The following is a 25,687-nucleotide window of genomic DNA, read 5'->3' as shown; positions in this document are numbered from 1 at the left end:
CTGGGTATATCGGGCATGAAATGGTTGTTGCGGGCGCTGCTCGCGTTGTTGTTGATGGTGGCCCTGGCGGCCGGTGCGGCCTGGCAGTGGCTGCGCAGCCCGCTAGGCCTGGCCGCGCCGTCGGTGGAGCTGTCCGTAGAACCCGGCAGCAACCCGGCCGAGGTGGCGCGAGCCTGGGTGGCGGCCGGCGTGCAGACGGACGCGCGGCTGCTGTATCAGTGGTTCAAGTGGTCGGGTCAGGCGCGGCAGATCCGCGCCGGCAGCTACGAGGTGCATGCTGGCGTCACGCCGCGCGCGCTGCTGGACAAGATGGTGCGCGGTGACCAGGTGCTGGAGCAGTTGCGCCTCATCGAGGGCTGGAACTGGCGTCAGGTGAGGGCGGCCCTCGCTGCCGCACCGCACCTGCAGCCCAGGACGGCCGGCATGAGCGATGCGGATGTGATGGCCGCGCTGGGCGCGCCCGGCCTGGCGCCCGAAGGCCGTTTCTTCCCCGACACCTATGCCTACAGCCGTGGCGTCAGCGATCTGACCGTGCTACGCCGGGCGCACGAGGCGATGACCAGGCGCCTGGCCGCCGCCTGGGCGCAGCGCCAGCCGGGTCTGCCACTGAAGTCGGCCGAAGACGCGCTGATCCTGGCTTCTATCGTCGAGAAGGAAACCGGCGCGCCGGCGGATCGCAGCCGCGTGGCCGCCGTGTTCGTGAACCGGCTGCGCATCGGCATGCCGCTTCAGACCGATCCCACCGTCATCTACGGCCTGGGCGAGGCTTTCGACGGCAACCTTCGCAAGCGCGACCTGCAGACGGACACACCGTTCAACACCTACACCCGCGGCGGCCTGCCGCCCACGCCCATCGCCATGCCCGGCGCGGCCGCGCTGCAGGCCACGCTGAACCCGGCGCCGGTGCAGGCGCTGTACTTCGTGGCGCGCGGGGACGGCAGCAGCCAGTTCAGCGATGACCTCGCCGCGCACAATCGCGCGGTCAACCAATACCAGCGCGGCGGCAAGTGACGGGGCGATTTATTTCATTCGAGGGCATCGACGGTGCCGGCAAGTCCACGCAGATCGCGTCCATCGCCAGCTGGTTTCGGGCGCGTGGCGACGAGGTCGTGCTGACCCGCGAGCCCGGCGGCACGCCGCTGGCCGAACAACTGCGCGCGCTGGTGCTGAACCAGCCCATGGATGCGCTGACCGAGCTGTTGCTGATGTTTGCCGGCCGCCGCGATCATCTGCAGGCGCTGATCCAGCCCGCACTGGCTGCTGGCAAGACCGTGCTGTGCGACCGCTTCACTGACTCCAGCTTCGCCTACCAGGGTGGCGGCCGCGGCCTGCCGCTGAGCATGCTGGAACCGCTGGCCGACTGGGTGCAGGCCGGCACCGAGCCCGAGCTGACCTTCTGGTTCGACCTGCCGCCCGCCGTGGCCGCCGCGCGCCGTGCCGGCGCCCGTGAGGCCGACCGTATCGAGGCCCAGCAGCTGGACTTCTTCGAGCGTGCCCGCGGCGGCTTCGCCGCGCGCGCTGCGCAGGCGCCGCAGCGCGTCGTGCGCATCGACGCCAGCCTGAGCCCGGATGCCGTCTGGCAGCAGGTCGAGGCCGTGCTCGCGCAGCGGTATCCGGCATGCTGAACGCCGATCTGCCCTGGCTGCAGGCGCCACTTGCCGAGGCGCTGGCGCGGGCCCGTTCGCATGCGCTGCTGGTGCAGGGGCCGGCGGGCGTCGGGCAACTGGAGCTGGCCGTCAAGCTGGCGCAGAGCTGGCTGTGCGAGGCCACCGCGCCGGGCGAGCCAGCGTGCAACCACTGCGCCAGCTGCAAGCTGTTCGCCAGCGGCACGCACCCCGACTTCCAGTTGCTGCTGCCTGAGGCGCTCGACGCGCCCATGCGCGAGTCGCTGGGCCTGCCGTTCGAGGAAATCGAGGTCAAGGCCGGCAAGGCCAAGCCTAGCCGCGAGATCAAAGTCGAGGCCGTGCGCGGCCTGCTGTCCTTCGCGCAGGCGACGTCGGCGCGTGGCAGGGCCAAGGTGGTGGTCATCTTCCCGGCCGAGGCGCTGAACGGCGTGGCGGCCAATGCGCTGCTGAAGACGCTGGAGGAGCCCTCGGGCGTGCTGCGCTTCGTGCTGGCCAGCTTCGACCCCGCCAGCCTGCTGCCCACCATTCGCAGCCGCTGCCAGCCGCTGCCGCTGCCGCTGCCCGAGCGCGACGCGGCGCTGGCCTGGCTGGCGTCCAAGGGCGTGGAAGGCGCCGAAGGCCTGCTGGCCGCCACTGGCGGCCGGCCGCAGCAGGCGCTGGACTGGGCTCGCGGCGGCCTCAGCGACGCCGCCTGGCAGGCCTTGCCCAAGCGCGTGGCGCGGGGCGAGGTGCAGGCCTTGTCTGAGCTCGCGCCGCCGCGCGCCATCGACGCGCTGCAGCGTCTGTGCCATGACCTCGTGCGCCGCAGCCACGGCCAGCGGGGGCAGTTCTTTGCGCCGGCGTCGCTGCCCACGCCCAAGCGTGCCGGCCCGCTGCTGGCTTGGGAGGCCGAGTTGCGCCGCGCCTCGCGGCATGCAGACCACCCGCTGAACGCCAGCTTGTGGATTGAGTCGCTGGTGGCGCAGGCCCAGGCAGCCATCGTGGCGGCCGTTCGCTGAATACACTCAGGCTATGAGCGACGCCACTTCCAAGCAGGGCCCGGCCTCCCTGCAGTTCCAGCCCAGCCAGCTTGGTGGTGCGCTGCCGCTGCCCGTCGTGGGTGGTGTCGGCGCCAGTTCCGGCGCGCGGCCTAGCGTCATCCAGCTGGTGTTCCGCGAGAAGTCGGCGCTGTATGCGGCCTACATCCCGGCCTTCACCGAAGGCGGCCTGTTCGTGCCGACGACGCGCGACTACCGGCTGGGCGAGGACATCTACCTGCTGCTGGCGTTGCCGGACGACAACCAGCGCTACCCCGTGGCCGGCAAGGTGGCCTGGCTGACGCCGGCCAATGCATCCGGCGGCCGCACCCAGGGCGTGGGCGTGCGCTTCCCCGGCGACGAGAAGACCCGGCTGATCCGCGTGCGCATCGAGGAAGTGTTGGGCACGGCCGTGTCCTCCAGCAAGCCCACGCAGACGCTCTGACCTGATTCGCCCGCGCCACGCGGGCGCCGTGACCGATGTTCATCGATTCCCACTGCCACCTGAGCTTCCCCGAGCTGCGCCAGCGCCTGCCCGACATCCTTGCCGACATGCGTCACGCGCAAGTCGAGCAGGCCATCTGCATCTGCACGCAGATGGAGGAGTTCGAGGACGTGCACGCGCTGGCCATGGCGCATGACGTACTGTGGTCCACCGTCGGCGTGCACCCCGACACCGAGGACATGCGCGAGCCCGACGTTGCCGAGCTGGTGGCGTTGGCCGCACGGCCCAGGGTGGTCGCCATCGGCGAGACAGGGCTGGACTACTACCGGCTGAACGGCCGCAGCATCGCCGACATGGAATGGCAACGCGAGCGCTTTCGCACGCACATCCGCGCGGCGAAGCAGGCGGGCAAGCCGCTGGTCATCCACACCCGGTCGAGCGCCGCCGACACGCTGCGCGTGCTGGACGAGGAGGGCGGCGAGCAGGCGGGCGGCGTGTTCCACTGCTTCACCGAGACGGCCGAGGTGGCGCTGGCGGCGGTGGAGCGCGGCTACTACATCTCGTTCTCTGGCATCGTCAGCTTCAAGAACGCGCAGGACCTGCGCGACCTGCTGAAGCTGCTGCCGCTGGACCGCGTGCTGATCGAGACCGACAGCCCGTATCTGGCGCCCGTGCCCTTCCGCGGCAAGACCAACACGCCGGCTTACGTGCCTCACGTGGCCCAGGCGGTGGCAGACGCTGTGGGCCTACCGGTGGCCGAGCTGGCGGCTTGCACGGCGGTCAACACGCGACGCCTGTTCCAGCTGCCGGAGGCAGCATGAAGCGCGCGCTGACCGCCCTGGCCCTGGCCGGCACGCTGCTGGCACAGGCCGCGCCCATCGACGACTTCGTCAAGGCGGCCGAGATGAACGACCCACGCACCGTGAAGGCGCTGCTGGTGCGAGGCGTCAACCCCAACCAAGCCGATGCACGCGGCCGCACGGCTGTGTTTACGGCCGTGCGCGAGGGTTCGCTGCAGGCGCTGCAGGTCTTGCTAGCCGAGCCGGCGCTGCAGGTCGATGCGGCCAACGCCGACGGCGAGACGCCGCTGATGCTGGCCGCCATCCGCGGTGAGCTCGCTGCCGTGAAGGCGCTGGTGACGCGGGGCGCAGCCATCAACCGCCAGGGCTGGACGCCGCTGCACTACGCCTGCAGCGGGCCCGACAACGGTGTGGCCGCCTTCTTGATCGCGCAGGGCGCGGCGCTGAATGCGCGCTCCGACAATGGCACGACGCCGCTGATGATGGCGGCCCGCTATGGCAGCGGCGACTTGGTGCCGCTGCTCCTGAAGGCCGGCGCCGAGCCGCGCGCGGCCAACGAGCAGGAGCTGACTGCGGCCGACTTCGCGGTGCGCGGTGGGCGCGATGCGATGGCCGTCGAGTTGCGGCGCGCTATGGCTGAGCGCCAGCGCGCGGCAGACGCCGGGCGTTGAGCGCTGCGCCGCAGCGACCGTGTAGGAAAAAACCTGACAGCCCGCAGCGTGCTGTGCCGACTGTTGCGGCCCGGGCTGGCTGCCTACAGTGAGGCCATCGACTCCTCACGAGGCCCACCATGCTGTCCAACACCCCGAACCTGGCCGATCCCTTCGCGATGCTGATCTCGCCCGATGCGGTGATGACCGCCATCGAGCGTTCCGACCGCCTGGCCCGTTTGCAGCGCCGCGTCTACCGGCCGCTGGACCGCCCGTGGATTCCGCTGCGCAGCGGTGCGGCCGACTTCGATCGCGCTATCGACGCCGAGCCCGAGGTGCCTGACCTGTCCGACGACGCACTCTGAATGCAAAAACGCCCGCAATGCGGGCGTTTTTGTTGGCGAGGTTGCCGGCGCTCAGACGCGCTTGCGGTACTCGTGAGTGCGGGTATCGATTTCGATCTTGTCGCCGTTCTCGACGAACGCCGGCACGGAGATCTCGAAGCCGGTGCCAACGATGCGGGCGGGCTTCATGACCTTGCCCGAGGTGTCGCCCTTGGCGGCCGGCTCGGTCTCGATCTCACGCACGACGCTGGTGGGCAGCTCGATGGAGATGGCCTTGCCGTCGTAGAAGGTGACTTCGGCGGCCATGCCGTCTTCCAGGTAGGAGATGCCGTCGCCCATGTTCTCGGCTTCGACTTCGTACTGGTTGTACTCGGTGTCCATGAACACGTACATCGGGTCGGCGAAGTAGGAGTAGGTGCACTCCTTCTTGTCGAGGATGATCTGCTCCATCTTGTCGTCGGCCTTGAACACGAGTTCAGCGCCGGCGCCGTTGAGCAGGTTCTTCATCTTGATGCGCACGGTGGCGGCACCCCGGCCGCCGCGGCTGTATTCGGTCTTCAGCACGACCATCGGATCCTTGCCGTGCATGATCACGTTGCCGGCGCGGATTTCTTGAGCGAGTTTCATGGTGGTCTCTCGGGATTAGTCAGGAGCTGCGCACCAGAACTCCAACGGATTTGATCCGGTATGGCGCGGCAAAGCCCAACATTCTAGCTGGAAACCCCTAAGAAGCCCCGCAGCTGCGTCAGCAGGTCGGGCTGGGCTGCCAATTGCGCACGCCAGTGCCGGGCGTGGTCCGAAGCTTCCGCCAGACTGGCGATCGAGGTGGGCAGGGCGCCCAGGCCGTTCCAGCCGCGCCACACCGCCTGCCAGGCCGGCGGCAGCCCGGCGCGGGCCATGAAGGCTTCGAGCTTCGCGTGGTGGGCGTCGTCTTCGGGCTGCGGGTAGATGTGCCATACGAAGGGCTTGCCGGCCCACTGCGCACGCGCGAACGAATCCTCGCCACGCACGAAGTTCAGGTCGCAGGCCCACAGCAGCCGGTCGAAGTCGTCCTGCGGCAGGTAGGGCAGGGCGATGCTGCGCAGTCCGGGGCGGGCGGTGATCAGAGACTGCAGCGGCCCGGGGCAGGCCAGCACCAGCGTGGGTTGTTCGGCCAGGCTGGCCAACAGGGCGGGCAGGCGCTCGTTGGCATAGGCGAACAGGCTGACGACGCGCTCGCCCTCCTCGGGCGCCCAGCCGCGCGCCGCCAGCCAGGATGCGCCGTCGAAATTCTCGATGCGCTCCAGCAGGCCCGTCTCGCGCAGCAGGCCACCGGTGCGGGGTGTGAAGCCGGGATAGAAGAAATGCTTGCTCAGGCCCGCGCCGGGGCCGTGGAACTGTGGCGAGGCCAGGCCATGGCTGCGCTCGACGTAGTCCTCGGCGCTGAGGTATTCGAGGTTAATCCAGCGCGGTGCGGGCTGCCGCGCGGCCATGCGGGCGACGAAGAAGGCCGGCAGTTCGCACCCGAAACCCTCGATGACCACATCGCCCGGGCGGGTCTCCACATCGGTCTCGGGCCAGGCGCGGATCTCGACGCCGTGGCGCCGGTCGGGCCGCTCGGGCGCCATCCACGCCAGCGCCGAGGCGTCATCAATCCACAGCCTGGCCTGATGGCCACGAGCGACGATGTCCCGCGCCAGCCGCCAGCACACGCCCAGGTCGCCATGGTTGTCGATGACGCGGCAGAAGATGTCCCAAAGCATTGGTTCGCTCATGGGTCGATTGTCCCAGGCCAGAATGCCGGCAATGTCCAGCACGTCGCCCTCCAGCCCCGATCCCGTCGAGCAGTTCCGCGCCGAGCGTGCCGCCATCGAAGCCGCTGAGAAGCAGCGCGCCGCCGAGATGGAGGTGGCCGCCCGCGAGATGCGCGACAAGCTGCTGGTCGAGGTGGCTGCGCTGCCGGCGCTGCCGGGCGTGTACCGCTACTTCGACGCCAAGGACGAGGTGCTCTACGTCGGCAAGGCCAAGGACTTGAAGAAGCGCGTCAGCAGCTACTTCCAGAAGAACCACGGCGGCACGCGCATCGGCATGATGGTGGCGCGCATTGCCCGCATGGAAACCACGGTGGTGCGCACCGAGGCCGAGGCGCTGCTGCTCGAGAACAACCTGATCAAGACGTTGAACCCGCGCTTCAACATCCTGTTCCGGGACGACAAGAGTTACCCCTACCTGAAGATCAGCTCGCACGACTACCCGCGCATGGCCTACTACCGCGGCGCGGTGGACAGGCGCCATCAGTACTTCGGCCCCTTTCCCAGTGCCTGGGCGGTGAAGGAGTCCATCCAGCTGATGCAGAAGGTCTTCAAGCTGCGCACCTGCGAGGACAGCGTCTTCAACAATCGCAGCCGGCCCTGCCTGCTGCACCAGATCAAGCGCTGCTCCGGCCCCTGCGTGCCGGCCGGTCAGACGGGCGAGTACGCGCGTGACGTGAAGAGCGCCCAGGCCTTTCTGCGCGGCGAGACCGACGAGGTCATGGCCTCACTGCAGGAGCAGATGGCGGCCTACGCCGAACGCTTCGAATACGAACTGGCCGCCGAGGTTCGCAACCAGATCCAGGCGCTGGCCAAGGTGTTGCAGCAGCAGGTGGTCGACGAGAGCAGCGCCACGGGCGGCGAGCGTGATGTGGACATCCTGGCCGTCAAGGTGCAGGGCGGCAAGGCCTGCGTGAACTTGGCCATGGTTCGAGGTGGCCGGCACCTGGGTGACCGGGCCTTCTTCCCCAAGCATGTTGACGACGCGACGGCCATCCACCTGGATGACGAGGAGGCGGTGTCCCCTGAGCGGCAGGTGCTGGAGGCTTTCATGGCCCAGCACTACCTGGCCTCGCCGGCGCCCGGCCTCGTCATCGTCAGCGAGCCGGTCGACGCCGGTCTGGGCGAGGTGCTGGGCAGCCAGGCCGGCAGCCGTGTCACCGTGCAGGCCCAGCCACGCGGCCAGCGGCGCATCTGGCTGGAGATGTGTGTGAAGGGCGGTGAGCTGGCGCTGGCGCGGCTGCTGGCCGAAGAGGGCTCGCAGCAGGCGCGCACGCGCGCACTGGTGGATGCGCTGGAACTGTCCGTCACCGAGATCGACAAGTTCCGCGTCGAGTGCTTCGACATCAGCCACACGGCGGGCGAGGCGACGATGGCCAGTTGCGTCGTTTTCGAAGGGCACCAGATGCAGAGCAGCCAGTACCGCCGCTACAACATCGAGGGCGTGACTGGTGGCGATGACTACGCCGCCATGCGTCAGGTGCTGACGCGCCGCTACGCCAAGATGGCCGAGGCTGCGCAGCTGGGCACCGGGCGCCTCCCCGACCTCGTGCTGGTGGACGGTGGCCGTGGCCAGGTCAGCATGGCGCGCGAGGTGTTCGAGGAGCTGGGGCTTGACCTGAGCCTCATCGCTGGCGTCGAGAAGGGCGAAGGCCGCAAGGTCGGGCTTGAAGAGCTGGTGTTTGCCGACGGTCGCGAGAAGGTCTACCTGGGCCGCGACTCGGCGGCGCTGATGCTGATTGCGCAGATCCGCGACGAGGCGCACCGCTTCGCCATCACCGGAATGCGCGCCAAGCGTGCCGCCACGCGCACCGGCGGCTCGCGGCTGGAGGATGTGCCGGGTGTCGGGCCCAAGAAGCGTTCACAGCTGCTGCAGCGCTTCGGCGGTGTGCGCGGCGTGGCCGGCGCCAGCGTCGACGAGCTGTGCAGCGTGAAAGGCATCTCGCGTGATCTGGCCGAAGAGATCTACCGCGCGCTGCACTGACAGGCAGCGCACTGGAACTCGCCGAAGATAGCCACCGCGCACTGCCTGGGCGGTGCCACCCCGACCCCACCGGAGAACCTGTGATGACGCTCGCCACTGCCTGCCAACGTGCGACCGCATGGCTGATCGCGCCGCTGCTGGCGGCCTGCGGGGCCGCGCCGCGTGCGCCGGCCCCGGGCGCTGCCGTGGTGCCGCCACCGGCGCCGGTGGCCAGCCCTGTACCTGCGCCCGTGGCGCCGGCCGCGCCGCAGCCCTCGGCGGCGCTGAACAAGCCCAAGGGTCTGCCAGCGCCCAAGGCCGTGCGCACGCACGAGGAGCTGCGTCGGCAGGCGGCCGACCGCATCGTCATGGCCAACCCCGAGCGCACCTACATGACGCCCGCGCCCTCGCACCTGCTCACCGTCGTCGTGCTGGACGTGGAGCTCAAGTCCGACGGCAGCGTGCGCAAGATCAACGTGCTGCGGCCGCCCCGCTTCGGGCCTGAGACGCTGCAGATGGCCATCGACGCCGTGCACCGCGCCGCGCCCTTCGGCGACGTGCGCCGCATGCCCGAGCCTTGGCGCTTCACCGAGAGTTTCTTGTTCGACGAGGATCGCCGCTTCAAGCCCCGCAGCCTGGACTGAGCCCCGCAGCTGCAGGCTGCTTGGCAACGCCGCCACAGTCCCGGCCCGGAGAGGCCGCCGCCTTGGGCACAATGTCTGCCATGTTCTGGACACTCCCGACCCTACTGACCTGGGCCCGCATCGTGGCCATCCCGCTCATCGTCGGGGTGTTCTACCTGGAGCTGGCGCCTGTGCACCAGAACCTGTTCGCGACAGTGCTGTTCATCGTCGTCGCGCTGACCGACTGGCTGGACGGCTACCTGGCCCGCAAGCTCAACCAGACCTCGTCCTTCGGTGCCTTCCTGGACCCGGTGGCCGACAAGTTCCTCGTTTGTTCTGCGCTGCTCATCCTGCTGGAGCTGGGGCGCGTGAATGCTTTCGTCGCGCTGGTCATCGTCGGCCGCGAGATCGCCATCTCGGCGCTGCGCGAATGGATGGCGCAGATCGGTGCGTCGCGCAGCGTGGCCGTGCACATGGTGGGCAAGCTCAAGACCACCGTGCAGATGGTGGCCATCCCCTTCCTGCTGTTCGACGGCCTGCTGTTCGGCGTCATCCCGACGCGCGTGTGGGGCACCTGGCTGATCTATGCAGCCGTCGTGCTGACCATCTGGTCGATGGTGTACTACCTGCAGAAGGCGTTGCCCGAGATCCGGGCCAAGGCGCGCTGACGACGAGCCTTCGCGGCCCACGGCGCGTCGAGTTGTATCCGGACTTTTCCCGCCCCGCCGCACCGGTGGCCCGCGTCTAGAATCCGTTTCCCCGCGCCAGTCCTGGCCGTCGTCATCACGGCCACCAAGGGGCTGGCGGCAGTACGCGGGACCCAATCGCTGAATCGTCCAATCTTGGGGGCATGAGTGAATAAGTCCGAATTGATCGAGCACATTGCCAAGCAGGCCGACATTTCCAAGGCTGCGGCCGGCCGCGCACTCGAAGCCGTGATTGGCGGCGTCAAGACGACGCTCAAGAAGAACGGCACCGTGTCGCTGGTGGGCTTCGGCACCTTCAGCGTCACGAAGCGTGCGGCGCGTGCCGGCCGCAACCCGAAGACCGGCGACGCGATCAAGATCAAGTCGGCCAAGGTGCCCAAGTTCAAGCCCGGCAAGGCACTCAGGGACGCTTGCAACTGACGGCCTCGCCAGGCCTGATAATCCCGGTTTTTCCGGGCGCTTAGCTCAGTTGGTAGAGCACCTCCCTTACACGGAGATTGTCGGCGGTTCGAGCCCGTCAGCGCCCACCACCCACCCTGCAGCGGCAGCTGCGGTGCCGCATCTAGAATGCGGCTCCCCTCGAAGGCGAACCTCGGTTCGCCTTCGTTGCGTTTGATCCCTCAAGGCTCTCCGAGATGTTTGATTTCGTTCGCCAGCACAACCGCCTGTTCCAGTTCATCCTGCTGCTGCTGATCCTGCCGTCCTTCGCCTTCGTTGGCATGGAGGGCTACACCAGCATGATGGGAGGCGCAAACGCCGGCGTGGCCAGCGTCAACGGCCGCAAGATCACGCAAGGCGAGTGGGACGTGGCCGTGCGGGAGCAGAGTGATCGTGTGCGCCGCCAGAACCCCACCGTGGATGCCAAGCTGCTGGACACGCCCGAAGCCAAGCACCAGGCGCTGGAAGGCATGGTCAACGAGCGCACGCTGCAGGCCGCGGCGCTGCACCAGCACTTCACGCCCAGCCCCGAAGCCACCAAGGCGCGCTTCTGGGCCGATCCGCAACTGGCCTTCCTGCGCAACCCCGATGGCACGGTCAACAAGGCCATCCTGGCGGCCCAGGGCATGACGCCGTCCGGCTTCCTGGAGCGTCTGCGCCAGGACTACGGCCTGCGCCAGGTGATGGCACCCGTGGAGACGTCTGCCATCGGCGGCGCGGCCAACGCCAAGCTCGCCTTCGATGCGCTGCTGCAGCAGCGCGAAGTGCAATTGCAGCGCTTTGACGTCGCCGCCTTTGCCGCCAAGCTGAATCCCAGCGATGCCGAGCTGGAGGCCTTCTATAAGGAGCCGGCCAATGCGGCCAAGTTCCAGCTGCCCGAATCGGCCCAGATCCAGTACCTCGTGCTGGACATTGAGGCGTTGAAGAAGGAGGTCAGCTTCACCGAGGAAGACCTGCGCAAGTACTACGACGAGAACGCCTCGCGCTACGGCGTGCCGGAGGAGCGTCGCGCCAGCCACATCCTCATCAAGGCCGAGCGCAGCGCAGCGGCCGACGAGCACGCCAAGGCCAAGGCCAAGGCCGAAGCCCTGCTGGTCGATGTGCGCAAGAACCCGGCCTCGTTCGCCGACGTCGCCAAGAAGAACTCGCAGGACGAGGGCTCGGCCGTCAACGGCGGCGACCTGGACTTCTTCGGCCGCGGCGCCATGGTCAAGGAATTCGACGCCGCCGTGTACGCGATGAAGCAGGGCGAGATCAGCAACCTCGTCGAGACCGATTTCGGCTTCCACATCATCCAGCTCACGGGCATCCGCGGCGGTGACAAGAAGTCGTTCGACGACGTGCGTGGCGAGGTCGAGGCCGAGGTGCGCAAGCAGCTCGCCCAGCGCAAGTACACCGAGGCGGCCGAGCAGTTCGGCAATCTCGTCTACGAACAGTCCGACAGCCTGCAGCCCGCCGCCGACAAGCTCAAGCTCCAGGTGCAGACGGCCACTGTTGCCCGCCAGCCCCTGCCTGGCGCCGTCGGCCCGCTGGCCTCGGCCAAGGTGCTGGACGCCGTGTTCGGCGCCGAGGCGCTGCGCAACAAGCGCAACACCGAAGCTGTCGAGGCCGGCCCCAGCCAGCTCGTGTCTGCCCGTGTCGTGCAACACAACCCGGCGCGCGTGCCGCCGCTGGCCGATGTGAAGGACAAGGTCCGCGGCCAGCTGCTGCAGAAGCTCGCCAGCGCCGAAGCCAGGAAGGCCGGTGAGGCGCGCCTGGCCGCGCTGAAGGCCAACCCGGCCGACACCGCCGGCCTGGACGCCGCGACGACCGTGTCGCGCGCCAAGCCGCTGAACCTCAGCCGTGCCCAGCTCGAGGCCGTGCTCGGTGCCGACGCGACCAAGCTGCCCGCCGCCGTGGGCGTTGCCGCCGACGACGGCAGCTATGTCGTCGCGCGCATCAACCAACTGCAGCCGCGCGATGCCAGCGTCATCGACGACAAGCGCGCCGCCCAGCAATACGTCGCCGCCTGGGCGCGTGCGGAGGGTCAGGCTTACCTGTCGGTGTTGAAGTCCCAGTACAAAGCGGTCATCAATGTGGCCGCTCCTGCATCATCTGCTAGCGCACCCTGAATTTCTGCGCTATACTCTATGGCTCTGCGGTGGTTGTAGCTCAGTTGGTAGAGTCCAGGATTGTGATTCCTGTTGTCGTGGGTTCGAGTCCCATCAGCCACCCCAAAAAATGCTAGTAAAAACAAGGACCTTCGGGTCCTTGTTTCGTTTCAGGGGCACGCCAGGGGCAAAGCTGAAATCGCCGACTGTTGTCTTGGTACTCTCGCGGCCTGATCGGACTTCCAGTCTTCGGCGGGTCTTTGCTGCCTCGGCGCAGATCGACTCACTCAAGCATCGCCGGCAAACACTGCCTCAAGACGTCATGCGGGACGCATGTCGCCTTTGTTGGTGCCATCAATGTGTCGCGTCGAGGAGAGGGTCCCCTGTCCTGAGTCGAGCAGGTTGCGGGCAGGGCCTGTCTTGACAACGCGATCTCTGACAGCCATGCTCTGCTTGTGAGATAATTTTAAAGTGATATCACGTTAAAATTATTATGGCGGGAAGATCCAAGAAATCGTCGTCGGCGTCCGAGCCTGCTGTACCGGCTCCCTCGGAGAATTGGGAAGTCATCTTTCACGATGAGTTCCTGCCGGAGTTCCGCGCGTTCGACTTGGACGTGCGCCGCGAACTGGCTGCTGCTGCCAAGGCCATCGAGCTGGCAGGGCCGAAGACAGGACGGCCTCATGTCGACACGCTCAATGGCTCGAAGCACGACAACATGAAGGAGTTGCGCTTCAAGGCACACAACGGCTCGGAGATCTGGCGGGCGGCTTTTGCCTTCGATCCCCAGCGAAAGGCCTATGTGCTGGTGGCTGGCGACAAGCAGGGGCAGGACGAGGCAGCGTTTTACAAGTCCCTGATCAAGACGGCCGACAAGCGGTTCGACGCCCACCTGAAAAAGCTCGCCAAGGCGAAGAAGGAATCACCATGAGCACCACACTGCAAAGCATCATCGAAGAGTTTTCCGCTGAGGATCAGAAGCTCATCCAGAGCAAGGCGAGCGTCCTGGCCGAGGAGATGGTTCGCCACGCGGACTCGCTGGCCGAGGTCCGCTCGGCATTGGTCAAGACCCAGGACGAAGTGGCGCGGGTGCTCAATGTCAAACAAAACGCTGTGGCTCAACTGGAGAAGCGTTCGGACCTGCTGCTCTCGACGCTACGCAAGTACGTGGAAGCCATGGGCGGAGAACTGGCCGTGGCTGTCAGAACGGGCGCAGGCACTGTGATCATGCTTGATAGCCTGAGCTCCCTCGCCAAGCCATCGGCGCCACATCGCGCGCGCGCGTCCGGCGTGGCTCGCAAGTCGGCGGCTCGTCCTGCCAGCAAATCCAAGCTCAAGGTCAAGCACGAAGGAACAGCGGTTGCCTGACGTCGGCCTCGACGGCGGGACACAGGAGTTGCGTACGTTGTAGTCACCAGCGCCACCGCAAGACCGCTGCGCTCTACTACCAGGGGCAGCAGATTCCGAGGCGCTGCTGGCTCGCATTTACCACCACATCGCCGTGATGTGAGCACAGCGCAGCTGCAACTGGCTGGCGTCAGCTGACGCCGCCGATCACGGCAACCCCAGGCGTCTCCAGTGCGAGGAACTGCTCGAGCTTCTGGTCTTCGAGTGAGCTGTGGCCGTCGTTGATCCAGCGTGTGTAGGTGTGGACGAACATGTCCACGGTGTGGCCCATCTGCTGCGCCGCGTAACCCAGGCGTTGGCCGGCCATCAGTCGCATGGTTGCGTTGGTGTGGCGGCATTGATAGGGCTTGCGGTAGCGGATGCCGAGGCGCTTGATGGTCGGCGTCCAGTACGAGCGGCGGAAGGGGCGCTCGTCTACCCAGGGGCCGCCGTCATTGCGCGGGTCGTCCCACACGTGTTCTCCACGCAGGTAGGTGTTGGCCTTCTGTGCTTTGAGCAGTTCCAGAGCGCGCTGGGGCAGCTTGATCTGCCGATCTTTGTTCGTCTTGGTTGTCGCCTTGGACTTGCCGCGCACCATGACTTCGTGAATGTGGATGGTTCCTTGCCGGAGATCGACCGAGCCCCACCGCAGGCCATGCAGTTCGGATGTCCGCAGACCGGTGAGGAACCAGAATTCGCACATGGCCGCGACCTGCGCGGGGTAGTGCGACCACATGTCTGCCACGATCAGGCTGACCTCTGCCTTGGAGAACGGGTCAGGCGTACCCGTCTGCCACGTGCGCCTCACCGGTTTGCCAACTACCGGGTGATCAGGAATGAGCCGATCACCGACAGCCAGATCCAGCGCCTGCTTCAGCACGCTGATGTAGTTGTTGGTCGTCTTGCCTGAACGGTGTGCCTTGCTGGCCAAGGCAGCCTTGACCTGTGACAGCACCAGAGCGTCGATGGGCACCTCGCCGATCAGTGGCATGTCTTGCCATGTCTGTCCCTCCAGGGGAGCGGCTGCGGGCGCCTTTTTCCAGAACCGCACGGCGGTGTCGTAGCCCTCAGCCGTGGACGGGGCGACGATCAGCGAAGAGCGCCAGATGTCCAGTTGCTGTGCGACCGTACGGCGCTTGGCTTGCTCGGCCTGCGCAGCAGCGAGCACCTCTGCATCGTCGGGGAAGTGCCGTGACATGTCGAAGACGCCGAGCTTGATCTCCGACTTGATCTCTTGGACCAGTCGCATCGCGGCTTTCATGTTGGGCCCGGTGGGGGCCATCACGATGCCGTCGAGTTTGTAGGTCTTCTTGTGGCGGGTGCCGTCCCGGGTCGTGAACGAAATGCGGATCGAGTTGCCGCGCTTCTCCACACCGGGGAGGCTCTTGATCGAGGTTTCCGTTTTCATTGCAGCCCCCGAACCCACTTCTGGAAGGCTTCGATGTCAACGTAGATCCGCTTGTCAGGGCCGACCACGATTTCGCGTCCTTCGCGCCAGATGCCTTCCTCGCGTTTGCGGCGAATGGCTTTCACCGAGAGGCCTGTCAACTCGGCGGCCTTGTTCACGGTCACCAACCCGGCTGCCGCTTCGATGGTCAGGGTTTGGGCTGCGCTCATTGGGTGGCCCCTTCGCTCAGTTGGCTCAGTGCCCATTCAGCATGGTGCCGCGCTGCACCCTGGAGTTCTTCGGCTTGCGTCTGCCATGGGGCGAATCCCTGGCGCGGTGATTCCGGCGCTGAATCGCAGCGCAAATCGTTGCCCGCAGTAAAAACCGCGATTCGCGACAGAAGGGGATTGAGGGTGTGGCTCGGGCGAGCGGCCGATTTTTGGCAATCGTGCATGGTGATCCAAGGTTCGAAATCCCCGAGGGGAAAGAACCGGGTCACCGTTCGTCGCAACTTTGCGCTCCTGATCCCCTTACCCAGAATTGGGGGATACGAACCGGATCTACTGATGTCCGACCGTCCACTGCCCCAAGAGAACTTGTTCCTGGGCTCCGTCGTGGATCAGAGGGCTACCTCTGATGTCGTCAGTGCACTATATGAAGTCCCGTCACTGCCTGCTGCGATCCCGTGCACCCATACGCCGCATCAGACTCTTTTTCGCTCAGGGACGTCGTCAGTATCTGGATACATCGCACCTTGGGTCAAGAAATGCGCATGTTGGCTTCCTCGAGGCTGATGTTTTTATGCAACGCGTACCGGAGGCGCTGAGTCGACCGCCGGCAGGAGTCGTGGCGACGTTGCGCCGCTCGGTCAGATGGTGTGCCGCGACGCTGTGGGCAGAGGGGCGGGCGGGCGCTTCGCTCACCAATAGACGTCTTCTGCCGTTTCGCTTCTTTTTCTCGGTTGCATTTTGTTTCATTTGTTGCGAAGCGCCAAGCGGCTTATTTGGCGGGCAAGTTATTAAACGTTTAGACGTTTGATTTGACCTGTTATTCACGTCACGACGTGAATCGATGGTTTATCGAGTAGTTCAAAAACTATTGCCGATCTTGAATTTTCAGATGTAACTTTCGCCAGATTGGCCGGCGTGCCAATTTGCGTCATATCCGGCAAACTTTCCCCATCGATCGCCGAAGAAGAAGGCGTTTCGATGGCGAATGTTTGAAATCCGTGTTCCTCACCATCGTGGGGTTTTCCGTTATTTTCGGTGGCCCGGGGTTTCTGCCATTCGTCTCCTTCGCGGGATTTGAAATGGGTACCCTGAACCAGAGCCCCCATTTCATTCCCATCAAAGTTACGGCCGATTCAGGCCAACACATATTTGGGAACCGATGAGACTGAGTAAATCAGAAACAAGCGCGGTCAGCGGGCCGGCCGCGGAGCAAGATGAGCCGCTGGTTCCTGCGCAAGTCAATCTGGCCACGTACCCCTGGGCGCCTGTCCGCATGGACTACTTCACCGGGCACCTGCTCGCGCTGGCCGCCAACCCGGAGCCATTCCGGGCCCTGGTGCTGCTGATGGCGCAGGCCTGGCGGCAGCAGCCCGCCATGACGCTGCCGGACAACGACACGCAACTGGCGGCCATGGCGGGCTTTGGCCGGGATGTCGCCGGCTGGACGGTCATTCGCCCCGAAGTCCTGGCTGACTGGTACCTGGCCAGAGATGGCCGCTGGCATCACCCTGAGTTCGGAGGATGGGCCTTGCAGGCATGGGACAGCAAACAGAAGACCGACCGCAGCTCTGAAAAGCAACGCGAGCGCGCGCTGGTGGGCGTTGCCCGCAGGCAGGCCGCTGCCGCAGTGGTCTTGCCGTCGGGAGCGGGCCACGGCCCGGCCGCGGCTCAGCCATATGAGATGACCGAAGAGTCAAAACATAAGGTAGATGAAAAGACACATGAGAGGGAGAGGGACAGGAGCACATCGTCAGACAGCTCCTGGCTCCCCTCCTCAGCAGGTACTACTTCGTCTCATGTCGACCAGGACACAGGCACAAAGGAGGACAGCCAATTGGTGGGCGAGGTCGATCCTGTTCTGGTGATCTTTGAGCACTGGAAGCAGGCAACAGCGCGTCCCGATGAGCACTTGTTGAAGGCCCGCCGAAGCGTCATCCAGGCCCGGTTGGACGAAGGTGTCAGCGCAGCGCTGATCTGCCGCGCCATCAGCCATGCGGCGCAGGACCCCTTTTACCAAGGGCGCACGGCCAAATGCACCCGCAGGCTCGACACGCTCGAGGTCATCTGCAAGACCACCGATCGCGTCGTGGGCCTGGCCAGCGAGGCCCGTTCAGACAACGCCCCGCAGATCAGCATGCTCAAGCCTGCGGCCCAGCGCACAGCAGAAATCGCCGCAGCCGTGGCAGCACGGTACCAGGCCGACGTGATCGATGCCGAAGCGCCATCGGTGCTGACGATCGAAGGGAGCGCAGCATGAACCGCGTGACCGTCAAACCGTCGCCATCGGTCGTGCGTGTGGTGACTGAATGCCTGTGCGAGGTCGCGGAGCGCACCGGGAAGGAGGTCGGTGCCCTGGAGATGGCGAAATGGTACGAGGCGTTCGCTGCCTGTCAGCCCTTCGAACTCCGTGAGGCGTTCGACAACCATGCCTTGACTTCGCCCTTCGCGCCCAGCATGGCCGCCATTCGCCAGGAGCTGGACCGTTCTCGATTCGGCGGCATCTCGGGTGCGTGGCTGATGGTCAGGGAGGCAGCCCTGGCGTGTGCAGACCGCAACTTCTTCGTCATCTTCGAGCACGCCGCCATCCACTTTTCCATCGAGGTGATCGGGGGATGGCACTCAGTGATCCGGCTGGTCCGAGATGCCGGCAGCGTCTCATTCGCTCGACGTGACTTCATCAAGGCGTTTGAGGACCATCGCCCCTCGATCAGCTACCCGGCTGGGTTGGGTGGGTTCAACGGAGTCAATGCGGTCCTGATCGGACACCGGGGACGCGCGCTGGAGGTCTACCGGCACGGTGCGAAGGGGGGCGCAGCCTGTTTCCCAGGAATCGACATCCTGCAACCCCAGGTCGAGCTCTTGCCCGGGCAACACCTGCAAGCCTGGCCGGCGCATTTGGGTCCTGAGCACATGGCCGCGCCACCCGGGCCACCTGTGCACATCACCCCGACATGGTGGGGCACCGAGCCGTCGCCATCGGCGCTGCCCGTAACACCCACCTGATAACGCTGCGTAACGCTACACGCGATAACGCACCGTAACGCTACCTGTTACCAACCGAAGAAATGAAGGAATGAAAACATGAAAACACTCGACCTGACCTACAGCGCCGTTGCGGCCGTTGCGGAATCGATGGAACAGCAAGGGCTGGAGCCCAGCGTTCGCACGGTTCGTGATCAACTGGGTGGCGGCTCCAACAGCAAGGTATTGCCGATGTTGCGGCAGTGGAAGGAGGCCCGTGCGGCCCGCGTTGCCAGCAACGTCCAGCTCAACCCAGGCATCGTCGATCTGATCCTCGCCCAAATCGCAGAGACCGCTAGCCTGGCGTCGAACGACGCCAACATGCGCGCTGCGGATGCAGAAGAAGCGATGGGGCAACTGGCCGCGGAATTGGAGGCGATGGAAGGCCGGCTGGCCGGAAAGGAGCAGGAGCTGAACACGGCACAGACCCAAGTGCTTCGGCACCAGGGGCAACTGCAGGAGCGGGCGAGAGAACTGGAGGAGCTGCGGGACCTGACATCCAAGGCGATCAATGAGGCCGAGGAGCGCGCCGCGGCCGACCGCGGCCAAGTAGAAGCGCTACATCGGAAGCTGGAGCGTGATTCGATCGGTCTGGATCGGCTTGAGGCTTTGGAAGCCGAGCTGCATCAGGCCCGGCAATTGATCAAGGGCAGCGCCGACGATGTTGCCATGGCTAGACAGACTGCTGCCGTCGCGGAAGAACGAACCAAGGCCCAGTCCTACCGCGCACACCAAGCCGAACTGCGTGAGGCCAAGCTGGAGACTCAGTTGCAGGGTCTGCAGGAACAGCAAGCGGCGGCGTTGGCATTGGAGCGCAAGCTGAAAGATGAGATCAAAACGCTGTCCAAGGCTTCGTCATCGCTGCAAGCGCGTTGCGTGGTGCAGCAGTCCGAGATTGCACGGCTGCGGCAGGCAGCGCGCAAGGCTGAAGCCAAAGACGATGACCGCACCCCTGACCGCGATGGCGCCGAGCCTGCCGCCACGCCGCGTGATCCGCGCGGCACTGTCTGACACCCAGCGGCGATCCGCGCTGGTCAGTGTGTCACCGACTTGGCCCGGATGCCGTTGCCACCGTAGCGGTGCGGCGCCGGGAAGAGGCTGGCTTCTGACCGCGAGCCGAGCGCTTCAGCGGCCGGCCTTCTGCCGGGCTTCTTGGTCGGCGATCATCTGGCTCAGTTCCTTGAACGTGCCGGGCTTGTAGAGCTTGATGCCCAGCTGCGCGAACTCACGCTCGCAGGTGGGCACGCGGCCCGGCTCGGCGGGCTCGCAGCGCTTGGCCTGTAGCACGGCGCAGGGCGTGTTCATCAGCCGCACGCTGATGCCGCCAGAGGGCAGCGCGGTGATAGACAGTTGATCCGGTTTGCCCCAGCCGGCTGTGGGCTTCTGCGTCCATTTGAGTTCGTCAGATCGGAACTCGCCCGTGGTGCCGCTGGGGCGGACAAAGCCCGCGAACGCCCCGTTCGGAAACGCGGCCTCCGGCCGATCGCCGAAGCTGAACTCGGCGTCCTTCAGGCCGTCCCTGTAGGGGCCGAAGGGGCGAACATCCACGATGGCCGCCACGCTCTGGCCCGGCCGGCAGCTGTAGACGCCGGCGAATCGCCCTTCAACAGGATGAGGGCCGACGACTTTCTGTTTGCACTGCCGCGCGATTTCCAGCGGATTGCCCAGTGTGATCATCGCGGTTCCCGCCGCGCAGAGGTTGTAGTCCATCCGTGCGCCGAAGCCTGCTTGCCATGTTCCGGTTGACGAGAGCAGGCCGGGATGCCCGGAGCCGAACGTTTGCCCGAACATCATGGCGATGAACCCGATCACGGCCAAGCCGGCCAGGATGGGCGCCAGGCTGAAGGCCAGGGCCAGCGCAGGCACCGAGAGGGTGCCGCCGATCCACACCCACGCGAGCATCGCGACGACCAGCGCCACCATGCCCGCCCACCCGGGCTGGCCGATGCCGCCCACCAGAGCGGGCAGCACGCCAGCACCGATGACGCCGCCGATGAGGCCTGCGACGACGATCACGAACAGCATGACCGCGTTCGGCGAGGCTGAACTCAGCACCGCTGTGCTGGCCGCGTCAGCAGCCCCGAGGGCCCCTGCGCCACCGGTGCTGCGCACATGCCCCGAAAAGATGGGCGACCGCATGCGCGGGTCGGACCAGTCCAGCCGCAGTTTGACCGCGCGGCGGATCCAGAAGGCCAGCGCGACGGACGCGGTGGCGTAGGCGATGAGAAGAATCGATGCGATCACGGACGTGCTCCCACAGTGGTTGAACAAGTGGTGAGCGGGGTGACGAACTATTTCGTTGAACTGACCTGCGGAACGTCCCGGACCGATCCGTTGAGGTGCGGGTCCGTGTCCTTCTGTGCGGCTGCCGCTGCTCGGGCCTCGAGGTCGCGCTGGGACGCGCCTGCCGACACGGCGGCCGCGACGGGATGAGGTGTTGCGACGCGTGCGGACGTCTTGTGCGGCATCTGAGCGGCCTGCGCCAGTGCTGCGCCATTCATCAGCAAGCCCATCGAGAGAAGGGCGACAGAGGTTTTCAGGTCAGTCCAGATGGATGGGGTCATCAGTGATGGGTGGTGAGGGAAGTTTTCGCGGCGGTCCCGGTGACTGAATCTCCAGCCGGCCAGCATTTGCACCGACTCTATCATTGATGTATTTAATTAAGTGTGGTTTTTATGCATACGTAAGGCAACCCTTGTGGGATGGCAACAGCAAGCAAAAAAGTCATCCCCAGGGGCCGGCCCGTTGGCTCCAAATCGACCGACCCGACGATTGCAAAGGCCTTCGGCCAAGCGGTCGTTCTGTTGCGGACATCCAAGGGTTTGTCGCAAGAATCTGTTGGATTGGCGGCCGCCATCGGTCGCTCGAACATGTCGTCTATCGAGAACGGCCGGACGGTTCCCAATTTTGTCGGCGCGGTCAAGATTGCCGCTGCACTGGGATGCAGCCTGCCCGTGCTGTCTCGAGAGTTCGAGCGAGCCTACAAGGAGCTCCTCCAAGGCACTGAGGGTGACGAGCTGGCCAGGTGACCGGAGGTCGCATGCCGCCTTCACCGGCCGGCCAGCCGGCCAGGTTTTTCTTGTGCGGACGATGGGTGTGCCGCTACAGTGATAGCGGTTGCCATCATGGCTCGCACCCGATTCAGCGGCATCCCGCGTTTTCTGCCTTGCACACCACATGCCCCAGTTCTTCGACGCACGAACCTCATCGCCTCAGCAGGTGGTGCGTGAGCGCGGCCGGCCAGATTTCGCGGGCATAGCCAGACGATAGGTCGCCCATTCCTCAGTTGGCGCGCCGCACTGGATGTCGGCGTCATCGCGGACTTCGTTCGCCCCAACTGAGCGTTATGTATGACCAAAAACCTGTTTGAGACCGCAGTCGGCGTGGGCGAGCTGCTGCCGCTGTTTCAATGCCCCGACTGGCTGAGCGTTCGGCTCGATCCCGAGCTGTCGCGCGATGGCCGGCACCTGAGCGAAATCTTCCTGCGCACGTTTGCCCTGATCCTGGGCCGCAGGCAGCCCCGTCGGGCAGCCGTCAGCTGCGTGAGCGTGGAGGGTGCCTTGCATGTGATGTTCGACTTCTCCCCGCGACGCGGCGATATCGAGCACGCAACCCTTAGCAGTCTGGCCGAGTCCCTGCAGGAACTGCACAACCGCCGCTTGGCAGCCGAGCTGCGCGACCGCACTCAGCCGGCCAGAAGCGAGGTCCCGGACTTCGACCTGCCTGACGTGGATGGCGGTCTCGACCTGCTGGGGCTGGTCACCGGCCCGCGCGCACTTGAGCCGATCGATGTCTTCAAGTTCGCAGAGGACGCAGAACAGCTCGAGCAGCGCATCAAAGGCCGCGATGGCGAAGCCGGCCGACGTATCGCGCAGACACTGGAGCGCCTTGCGCTCAGCGGCATCAGCCGGCCGATGGCGCCACCGCCCGCTGATTGGCTGCAGCGGCTGGACGCACTGGTGGCGAGCTTCCCCAGCTTCGCGCAGGTGATCGAGACGGCCATCCGCCCGCACATCACACTGTGCGCGCAGGGGTTGCCTCACCGGCTGGCGCCCATCCTTCTCGTCGGTGGACCCGGGATTGGAAAAACCACTTTCGCCAATGCACTGGCGGCTTTGCTGGGCACGCCGCCGCCGCTGTTCGTGTCCATGGCGGCCGAGACAAATGGCAGCTCGATTGCGGGGTCGAGCACTTTTTGGTCGAACTCCTCGCCGGGTCAGGTTTTCGAGTTCATCGCCTGGGGCCGCGCCGGGCATGATCCGGTGGCGAATGGGTTGATCGTTCTGGACGAAATCGACAAGGCCCACACGACCGGGTACAGCGGGCTCGGGCCGCTGTATTCGCTTCTGGAGGAGCACACGTCGAAGTTTTTCGTTGACCAATCGCTGCCCGATTTGATCTTCGATGCCAGTCACCTCAGGCTCATCGCGACGGCCAACAATGCCGATGAGATCCCTGCGGCGCTGCGCTCGCGCATGCTGGTTTTCCAGATCTCGCCGCCGTCCGCTGGGCAACTGATGAACGTCGCCCGGCAGATCCTGGCGGAGCTGATCCGCAAGATGCGAGTGCCGTTTTCAGCCGATCTGCCCGCAGCGTTGAGCGGGCAGATCGGAGACATGAGCCCGCGGGCCATCAAGTACGCTGCGGAAATCGCGTTCGCGCGTGCCGTGATGGCAGGACGCAGCCATCTCGTCGAAGAAGACTGGCCGGCGCTGCGCATGGATGAACGCCAGCCGGCCCGACGCGCAGCGATGGGGTTTGTGCACAGCTGATGCGCCAGGTGCCGGGGTCCGGCGCCCTTGCAGCTGCGTCCAAGCTGTGGACACGGCACCTCTGCGGGTCAGCTGATGGCGGTGGGCTCGGCGTCGTCATCAAAAGGCAGTTGGATGTCCACATGGGAAATGCCGGAAGCCACCTGGCCTCCAGCTGCCGCGGGCGGCATTTTGAACACCGCGCGATCCTGGTCGCGCTCCAGCATGCCGGCGATCTCGGTCACGAGCTCCGGCCGCTTGGCCATGACCCATTTGCCGATGATCACGGCTTGGCGCGTGATGCGTTTTCGCTCAGTGGCACCATGCTGCGCGAGCAACAGGGCGCGTCGGTTTTTGAGCTGCTGAAGTTTGATGTCAATCGACTGGATGTTGTTGGGTGTCATAGCGCCACTCGGATACGTTTGCTCAGTACAGTGTATTTATTGGCAAGCCAGCTGTGGGGCTGCGCGATCCTGATTACCCCCGGTCATTTCGCCCATATTGCGAATGGCTCTTGGATGGTGGTCGCGAACGACTTACCCCCCGAAGGGCGCACTTAGAGTAATCCTACGGATTACGTGCGGTCAGGGCTGCACCCCGACACCCCGAAGGAACTGCGATGGCAATTTTTCATTTGAGCGCTCGCCCGCCCATTGCGCGCGCCAGCGGCCGATCTGCAACTGCGGCGGCGGCTTATCGCGCCGGCGCATTGATCACTGATCAACGCACCGGTCAGGTCTTTGACTACCGTCGCCGCAAGGGCGTGCTCGACGCGCGCATCCACCTGCCGGGTGGCCGGCTTGTGCGGGATCGCGAAAAATTCTGGAGCGACCTGGAGCTGCACCACCGCCGGCGTGATGCCGTGCTCGCGCGCGAGGTTGTGCTCGCGCTCCCCAACGAGCTGGATGCCGACGAGCGCGCCGCGTTGGCTTTCGGCTTCTCCCAAGACATCGCCACCGAGTTTGGTGTCGGAGTGGATTGCGCCCTGCACGCGCCATCCCGTGACGGTGATGACCGAAATTTTCACGCGCACTTGCTTCTGACCGCATGCATCGTCGATGCCGACGGCGGGCTCGGCAAAAAAGCAGAACGGCTCGATCCCATCGCCTGCCGGCGAAGTGGCGCAGCGGATTCCGTGTCGTGGCTGCGGCCACGTTGGCAGGACGCGGTGAACACCGCGCTTGCCCGCAAGGGCTCCAATGCGCGTGTTGATCACCGCAGCTTCAAGGTCAGAGGGATTCAAAGGCTGCCCACAGTCCACGTCGGCCTCAATGGTGCTGCAGCCCGAGGGCGGGCCAGCCTCAACGCGCGCCTGCGACGCCGGAATGCGCGGGTGGAAGCCCTTGACGAGCAGGCGAGCAAGCTGGTGCGTTTGAAGGCCAGGTTGGCTGCAATGGGGGAGCCACGGCCATCCCCGCAGAAAGTTGCGCATGTCATCAACGTCGTTGACGACCGTGCATCCGATTTGCAGCCGTGGCGGCGCCGCAAGGCTGCACAACTGGTATCGCAGCAGGACCACACCGAGGAGGTGTCGGATCACGACAGTCCAAGTCGTGGAGCCGCGGTGAAGATCACGAATCAAGGCCCGCGAAAAGTGCGAAGGCGCCCTGGGCCCTGATTGTTCAGGCGAACCCTGCGTTCAACCGCAATCGGTGCCAAGCCAAGTACACGCGATGTGCATCGCTGAGCCAGCGCAGCGCCAGGCCGGGATGTAGCCCCAGGCGACTCCGGATCTCATCCGTCAATGTTGGCGATATCAAAAGTCCACCGTCATCGTCAAAGCTGATCAGAAACCGGTCGAACAGCGCATCCAGATTGGCCACCAGCAAGAAGCCGTTAAACACGTCCAGTCGCTCCGCATCGCTGGCGCACTCCGCCCATGGTTTTGCATGGCTGGCGCGAAGCACTTCGGGCAGTGCCACGGCTGTCACAGCGCAGGCGCCGCCCCAGTAGTCAAGCATGGCCTCCCGGAACTTCTGCTGTCCTACTCTCTGACGGACCAGTCGTTCCACCTCTGTCCCGCCAAGGTTCGGTGGCAGTTGAGCCAACTGGCCGGCCACTGTCGCCTCATAGTCGTTGGCAGCTTGGCTGGGCAGGGCACGCGCCAAACCAGCGGCGCGGCGAAGCAAAGTCGCCAAGCTCGCTACCGTGTCGGCAGAAAAGCCATCGGTTTGACGCTGCTGGGGAAATGAGCGGCGCATCTCGGGTAGCAGGGCTGGCGTTTCGGCGCGCAAGCGCAGCAGGTAACCGCCTGTGGGCTGGACAACTACCTGCGCGGTTGCGGCGTGCCGTGCTGAAGCCAGCAGTACACCATCCGGCTCGCTGGCGACTACATGCTCGAAGCCATGATCGTGACCCGCTTTTTCAATCAATGAGCGTTGCAGCAGGTTCATCGGTAGGCATTGTTGGAGCGATCTCATG

Annotated in this window: 29 protein-coding genes and 2 tRNA genes; 22 read left to right on the top strand and 9 right to left on the bottom strand. The window is 65.5% G+C overall.

Going from position 1 to position 25,687, the window contains the following annotated elements:
* Positions 1-15: 15 nt before the first annotated feature.
* The 7 genes from mltG (at position 16) to ACG0Z3_RS11840 (ending at position 4,901) form a co-directional block, all read left to right on the top strand.
* Positions 16-1,011, top strand: coding sequence for an endolytic transglycosylase MltG (gene mltG, locus ACG0Z3_RS11870; protein WP_394397694.1), 996 nt, complete (start codon positions 16-18; stop codon positions 1,009-1,011).
* On the top strand, positions 1,008-1,625 hold the full coding sequence (tmk, locus tag ACG0Z3_RS11865; RefSeq protein WP_394397693.1) for a dTMP kinase: 618 nt from the start codon (positions 1,008-1,010) through the stop codon (positions 1,623-1,625). The genes mltG and tmk overlap by 4 nt, the downstream gene beginning before the upstream one ends.
* On the top strand, positions 1,619-2,623 hold the full coding sequence (locus tag ACG0Z3_RS11860) for a DNA polymerase III subunit delta' (protein WP_394397692.1): 1,005 nt from the start codon (positions 1,619-1,621) through the stop codon (positions 2,621-2,623). The genes tmk and ACG0Z3_RS11860 overlap by 7 nt, the downstream gene beginning before the upstream one ends.
* A 13-nt stretch (positions 2,624-2,636) precedes the next feature.
* On the top strand, positions 2,637-3,086 hold the full coding sequence (locus ACG0Z3_RS11855) for a PilZ domain-containing protein (protein ID WP_268165795.1): 450 nt from the start codon (positions 2,637-2,639) through the stop codon (positions 3,084-3,086).
* 35 nt (positions 3,087-3,121) lie between these two features.
* Positions 3,122-3,907: a TatD family hydrolase gene (locus ACG0Z3_RS11850; RefSeq protein WP_394397691.1), complete on the top strand. Its 786-nt coding sequence runs from the start codon at positions 3,122-3,124 to the stop codon at positions 3,905-3,907.
* Positions 3,904-4,557, top strand: coding sequence for an ankyrin repeat domain-containing protein (locus ACG0Z3_RS11845; protein WP_394397690.1), 654 nt, complete (start codon positions 3,904-3,906; stop codon positions 4,555-4,557). The genes ACG0Z3_RS11850 and ACG0Z3_RS11845 overlap by 4 nt, the downstream gene beginning before the upstream one ends.
* Before the next feature lie 119 nt (positions 4,558-4,676).
* Entirely contained in the window at positions 4,677-4,901 is a 225-nt protein-coding gene (locus ACG0Z3_RS11840) for a hypothetical protein (RefSeq protein WP_394397689.1), read from the top strand.
* 51 nt (positions 4,902-4,952) lie between these two features.
* Here ACG0Z3_RS11840 and efp read toward each other — a convergent pair whose 3' ends face one another.
* Together efp and earP are read right to left on the bottom strand one after the other, a co-directional pair.
* On the bottom strand, positions 4,953-5,507 hold the full coding sequence (gene efp, locus ACG0Z3_RS11835) for an elongation factor P (RefSeq protein ID WP_394397688.1): 555 nt from the start codon (positions 5,505-5,507) through the stop codon (positions 4,953-4,955).
* A gap of 83 nt (positions 5,508-5,590) precedes the next feature.
* Positions 5,591-6,634, bottom strand: coding sequence for an elongation factor P maturation arginine rhamnosyltransferase EarP (gene earP / locus ACG0Z3_RS11830; protein WP_394397687.1), 1,044 nt, complete (start codon positions 6,632-6,634; stop codon positions 5,591-5,593).
* A gap of 127 nt (positions 6,635-6,761) precedes the next feature.
* On the opposite strand from earP, the gene uvrC reads away from it, so the two are divergent.
* The 9 genes from uvrC to ACG0Z3_RS11785 all read left to right on the top strand — a co-directional run bounded on the left by uvrC (position 6,762) and on the right by ACG0Z3_RS11785 (position 13,859).
* Positions 6,762-8,654, top strand: coding sequence for an excinuclease ABC subunit UvrC (uvrC, locus tag ACG0Z3_RS11825; protein WP_394397790.1), 1,893 nt, complete (start codon positions 6,762-6,764; stop codon positions 8,652-8,654).
* Between the two features lie 83 nt (positions 8,655-8,737).
* Complete coding sequence (locus ACG0Z3_RS11820) at positions 8,738-9,277, top strand: hypothetical protein (RefSeq protein ID WP_394397686.1); 540 nt, start codon at positions 8,738-8,740, stop codon at positions 9,275-9,277.
* An 80-nt stretch (positions 9,278-9,357) separates the two neighbouring features.
* Complete coding sequence (gene pgsA / locus ACG0Z3_RS11815) at positions 9,358-9,924, top strand: CDP-diacylglycerol--glycerol-3-phosphate 3-phosphatidyltransferase (protein WP_394397685.1); 567 nt, start codon at positions 9,358-9,360, stop codon at positions 9,922-9,924.
* A gap of 186 nt (positions 9,925-10,110) precedes the next feature.
* A complete protein-coding gene (locus tag ACG0Z3_RS11810) occupies positions 10,111-10,383 on the top strand; it encodes an HU family DNA-binding protein (RefSeq protein ID WP_394397684.1) in 273 nt (90 codons plus the stop codon).
* Positions 10,384-10,417: 34 nt separating this feature from the next.
* Positions 10,418-10,493: transfer RNA gene (locus ACG0Z3_RS11805), tRNA-Val, on the top strand.
* 105 nt (positions 10,494-10,598) lie between these two features.
* On the top strand, positions 10,599-12,512 hold the full coding sequence (locus ACG0Z3_RS11800; protein ID WP_394397683.1) for a SurA N-terminal domain-containing protein: 1,914 nt from the start codon (positions 10,599-10,601) through the stop codon (positions 12,510-12,512).
* A 29-nt stretch (positions 12,513-12,541) separates the two neighbouring features.
* A tRNA-His gene (locus tag ACG0Z3_RS11795) sits at positions 12,542-12,617 on the top strand.
* A 367-nt stretch (positions 12,618-12,984) separates the two neighbouring features.
* Complete coding sequence (locus ACG0Z3_RS11790) at positions 12,985-13,422, top strand: type II toxin-antitoxin system RelE/ParE family toxin (protein WP_394397682.1); 438 nt, start codon at positions 12,985-12,987, stop codon at positions 13,420-13,422.
* The gene (locus tag ACG0Z3_RS11785) at positions 13,419-13,859 is read left to right on the top strand and encodes a helix-turn-helix domain-containing protein (RefSeq protein WP_394397681.1); all 441 of its coding nucleotides are present in this window, start codon (positions 13,419-13,421) and stop codon (positions 13,857-13,859) included. The genes ACG0Z3_RS11790 and ACG0Z3_RS11785 overlap by 4 nt, the downstream gene beginning before the upstream one ends.
* A gap of 169 nt (positions 13,860-14,028) precedes the next feature.
* Here ACG0Z3_RS11785 and ACG0Z3_RS11780 read toward each other — a convergent pair whose 3' ends face one another.
* The 3 genes from ACG0Z3_RS11780 to ACG0Z3_RS11770 form a co-directional block, all read right to left on the bottom strand.
* Positions 14,029-15,285 carry a tyrosine-type recombinase/integrase gene (locus tag ACG0Z3_RS11780; RefSeq protein ID WP_394397680.1) on the bottom strand — a complete coding sequence of 419 codons (1,257 nt, stop codon included), beginning with the start codon at positions 15,283-15,285 and terminating at the stop codon, positions 14,029-14,031.
* Positions 15,282-15,494 (bottom strand): excisionase, encoded by a 213-nt coding sequence (locus ACG0Z3_RS11775; protein WP_394397679.1) that lies wholly within the window; start codon positions 15,492-15,494, stop codon positions 15,282-15,284. The genes ACG0Z3_RS11780 and ACG0Z3_RS11775 overlap by 4 nt, the downstream gene beginning before the upstream one ends.
* A gap of 821 nt (positions 15,495-16,315) precedes the next feature.
* Entirely contained in the window at positions 16,316-16,600 is a 285-nt protein-coding gene (locus ACG0Z3_RS11770) for a hypothetical protein (RefSeq protein WP_394397678.1), read from the bottom strand.
* A 167-nt stretch (positions 16,601-16,767) separates the two neighbouring features.
* Here ACG0Z3_RS11770 and ACG0Z3_RS11765 point away from each other — a divergent pair, with 167 nt between their 5' ends.
* The 3 genes from ACG0Z3_RS11765 (at position 16,768) to ACG0Z3_RS11755 (ending at position 19,526) form a co-directional block, all read left to right on the top strand.
* Positions 16,768-17,751: a hypothetical protein gene (locus ACG0Z3_RS11765; RefSeq protein WP_394397677.1), complete on the top strand. Its 984-nt coding sequence runs from the start codon at positions 16,768-16,770 to the stop codon at positions 17,749-17,751.
* The gene (locus ACG0Z3_RS11760; protein ID WP_394397676.1) at positions 17,748-18,497 is read left to right on the top strand and encodes a hypothetical protein; all 750 of its coding nucleotides are present in this window, start codon (positions 17,748-17,750) and stop codon (positions 18,495-18,497) included. The genes ACG0Z3_RS11765 and ACG0Z3_RS11760 overlap by 4 nt, the downstream gene beginning before the upstream one ends.
* A 78-nt stretch (positions 18,498-18,575) precedes the next feature.
* Positions 18,576-19,526, top strand: coding sequence for a DNA-binding protein (locus tag ACG0Z3_RS11755; protein WP_394397675.1), 951 nt, complete (start codon positions 18,576-18,578; stop codon positions 19,524-19,526).
* A 114-nt stretch (positions 19,527-19,640) separates the two neighbouring features.
* Here the strand turns inward: ACG0Z3_RS11755 and ACG0Z3_RS11750 are convergent, their stop codons facing one another.
* Both ACG0Z3_RS11750 and ACG0Z3_RS11745 read right to left on the bottom strand, forming a co-directional pair.
* Entirely contained in the window at positions 19,641-20,759 is a 1,119-nt protein-coding gene (locus ACG0Z3_RS11750; protein ID WP_394397674.1) for a PTS sugar transporter subunit IIC, read from the bottom strand.
* Positions 20,760-20,806: 47 nt separating this feature from the next.
* On the bottom strand, positions 20,807-21,079 hold the full coding sequence (locus ACG0Z3_RS11745) for a hypothetical protein (RefSeq protein WP_394397673.1): 273 nt from the start codon (positions 21,077-21,079) through the stop codon (positions 20,807-20,809).
* A gap of 138 nt (positions 21,080-21,217) precedes the next feature.
* Between ACG0Z3_RS11745 and ACG0Z3_RS11740 the strand changes: the two genes are divergently transcribed.
* Complete coding sequence (locus ACG0Z3_RS11740) at positions 21,218-21,544, top strand: helix-turn-helix domain-containing protein (RefSeq protein ID WP_394397672.1); 327 nt, start codon at positions 21,218-21,220, stop codon at positions 21,542-21,544.
* 321 nt (positions 21,545-21,865) lie between these two features.
* The gene (locus ACG0Z3_RS11735; protein ID WP_394397671.1) at positions 21,866-23,287 is read left to right on the top strand and encodes an AAA family ATPase; all 1,422 of its coding nucleotides are present in this window, start codon (positions 21,866-21,868) and stop codon (positions 23,285-23,287) included.
* Positions 23,288-23,355: 68 nt separating this feature from the next.
* Here ACG0Z3_RS11735 and ACG0Z3_RS11730 read toward each other — a convergent pair whose 3' ends face one another.
* Positions 23,356-23,670, bottom strand: coding sequence for a hypothetical protein (locus ACG0Z3_RS11730; protein ID WP_394397670.1), 315 nt, complete (start codon positions 23,668-23,670; stop codon positions 23,356-23,358).
* A gap of 215 nt (positions 23,671-23,885) precedes the next feature.
* Between ACG0Z3_RS11730 and ACG0Z3_RS11725 the strand changes: the two genes are divergently transcribed.
* The gene (locus ACG0Z3_RS11725) at positions 23,886-24,884 is read left to right on the top strand and encodes a MobA/MobL family protein (RefSeq protein ID WP_394397669.1); all 999 of its coding nucleotides are present in this window, start codon (positions 23,886-23,888) and stop codon (positions 24,882-24,884) included.
* A gap of 4 nt (positions 24,885-24,888) precedes the next feature.
* Here ACG0Z3_RS11725 and ACG0Z3_RS11720 read toward each other — a convergent pair whose 3' ends face one another.
* Positions 24,889-25,659, bottom strand: coding sequence for an HNH endonuclease (locus ACG0Z3_RS11720; RefSeq protein WP_394397668.1), 771 nt, complete (start codon positions 25,657-25,659; stop codon positions 24,889-24,891).
* Positions 25,660-25,687 lie beyond the last annotated feature (28 nt).

This window comes from Pelomonas margarita, assembly GCF_043555875.1.
GTDB classification, from domain to species: domain Bacteria; phylum Pseudomonadota; class Gammaproteobacteria; order Burkholderiales; family Burkholderiaceae_C; genus Pelomonas; species Pelomonas margarita.
This window is presented reverse-complemented; position numbering and strand designations above follow the sequence as displayed.

What these genes read in the sequence shown, in the direction of transcription:
- ACG0Z3_RS11775 (WP_394397679.1), bottom strand. Translation starts at nt 15,494, where the DNA reads ATGAGCGCAGCCCAAACCCTGACCATCGAAGCGGCAGCCGGGTTGGTG.
- efp (WP_394397688.1), bottom strand. Translation starts at nt 5,507, where the DNA reads ATGAAACTCGCTCAAGAAATCCGCGCCGGCAACGTGATCATGCACGGC.
- ACG0Z3_RS11780 (WP_394397680.1), bottom strand. Translation starts at nt 15,285, where the DNA reads ATGAAAACGGAAACCTCGATCAAGAGCCTCCCCGGTGTGGAGAAGCGC.
- ACG0Z3_RS11770 (WP_394397678.1), bottom strand. Translation starts at nt 16,600, where the DNA reads ATGGGGGCTCTGGTTCAGGGTACCCATTTCAAATCCCGCGAAGGAGAC.
- ACG0Z3_RS11740 (WP_394397672.1), top strand. Translation starts at nt 21,218, where the DNA reads ATGGCAACAGCAAGCAAAAAAGTCATCCCCAGGGGCCGGCCCGTTGGC.
- ACG0Z3_RS11840 (WP_394397689.1), top strand. Translation starts at nt 4,677, where the DNA reads ATGCTGTCCAACACCCCGAACCTGGCCGATCCCTTCGCGATGCTGATC.
- ACG0Z3_RS11745 (WP_394397673.1), bottom strand. Translation starts at nt 21,079, where the DNA reads ATGACCCCATCCATCTGGACTGACCTGAAAACCTCTGTCGCCCTTCTC.
- ACG0Z3_RS11850 (WP_394397691.1), top strand. Translation starts at nt 3,122, where the DNA reads ATGTTCATCGATTCCCACTGCCACCTGAGCTTCCCCGAGCTGCGCCAG.
- ACG0Z3_RS11800 (WP_394397683.1), top strand. Translation starts at nt 10,599, where the DNA reads ATGTTTGATTTCGTTCGCCAGCACAACCGCCTGTTCCAGTTCATCCTG.
- mltG (WP_394397694.1), top strand. Translation starts at nt 16, where the DNA reads ATGAAATGGTTGTTGCGGGCGCTGCTCGCGTTGTTGTTGATGGTGGCC.
- pgsA (WP_394397685.1), top strand. Translation starts at nt 9,358, where the DNA reads ATGTTCTGGACACTCCCGACCCTACTGACCTGGGCCCGCATCGTGGCC.
- ACG0Z3_RS11720 (WP_394397668.1), bottom strand. Translation starts at nt 25,659, where the DNA reads ATGAACCTGCTGCAACGCTCATTGATTGAAAAAGCGGGTCACGATCAT.
- uvrC (WP_394397790.1), top strand. Translation starts at nt 6,762, where the DNA reads ATGGAGGTGGCCGCCCGCGAGATGCGCGACAAGCTGCTGGTCGAGGTG.
- ACG0Z3_RS11860 (WP_394397692.1), top strand. Translation starts at nt 1,619, where the DNA reads ATGCTGAACGCCGATCTGCCCTGGCTGCAGGCGCCACTTGCCGAGGCG.
- ACG0Z3_RS11790 (WP_394397682.1), top strand. Translation starts at nt 12,985, where the DNA reads ATGGCGGGAAGATCCAAGAAATCGTCGTCGGCGTCCGAGCCTGCTGTA.
- ACG0Z3_RS11755 (WP_394397675.1), top strand. Translation starts at nt 18,576, where the DNA reads ATGAAAACACTCGACCTGACCTACAGCGCCGTTGCGGCCGTTGCGGAA.
- ACG0Z3_RS11785 (WP_394397681.1), top strand. Translation starts at nt 13,419, where the DNA reads ATGAGCACCACACTGCAAAGCATCATCGAAGAGTTTTCCGCTGAGGAT.
- ACG0Z3_RS11820 (WP_394397686.1), top strand. Translation starts at nt 8,738, where the DNA reads ATGACGCTCGCCACTGCCTGCCAACGTGCGACCGCATGGCTGATCGCG.
- ACG0Z3_RS11855 (WP_268165795.1), top strand. Translation starts at nt 2,637, where the DNA reads ATGAGCGACGCCACTTCCAAGCAGGGCCCGGCCTCCCTGCAGTTCCAG.
- ACG0Z3_RS11735 (WP_394397671.1), top strand. Translation starts at nt 21,866, where the DNA reads ATGACCAAAAACCTGTTTGAGACCGCAGTCGGCGTGGGCGAGCTGCTG.
- ACG0Z3_RS11765 (WP_394397677.1), top strand. Translation starts at nt 16,768, where the DNA reads ATGGACTACTTCACCGGGCACCTGCTCGCGCTGGCCGCCAACCCGGAG.
- ACG0Z3_RS11730 (WP_394397670.1), bottom strand. Translation starts at nt 23,670, where the DNA reads ATGACACCCAACAACATCCAGTCGATTGACATCAAACTTCAGCAGCTC.
- earP (WP_394397687.1), bottom strand. Translation starts at nt 6,634, where the DNA reads ATGAGCGAACCAATGCTTTGGGACATCTTCTGCCGCGTCATCGACAAC.
- ACG0Z3_RS11760 (WP_394397676.1), top strand. Translation starts at nt 17,748, where the DNA reads ATGAACCGCGTGACCGTCAAACCGTCGCCATCGGTCGTGCGTGTGGTG.
- ACG0Z3_RS11725 (WP_394397669.1), top strand. Translation starts at nt 23,886, where the DNA reads ATGGCAATTTTTCATTTGAGCGCTCGCCCGCCCATTGCGCGCGCCAGC.
- ACG0Z3_RS11845 (WP_394397690.1), top strand. Translation starts at nt 3,904, where the DNA reads ATGAAGCGCGCGCTGACCGCCCTGGCCCTGGCCGGCACGCTGCTGGCA.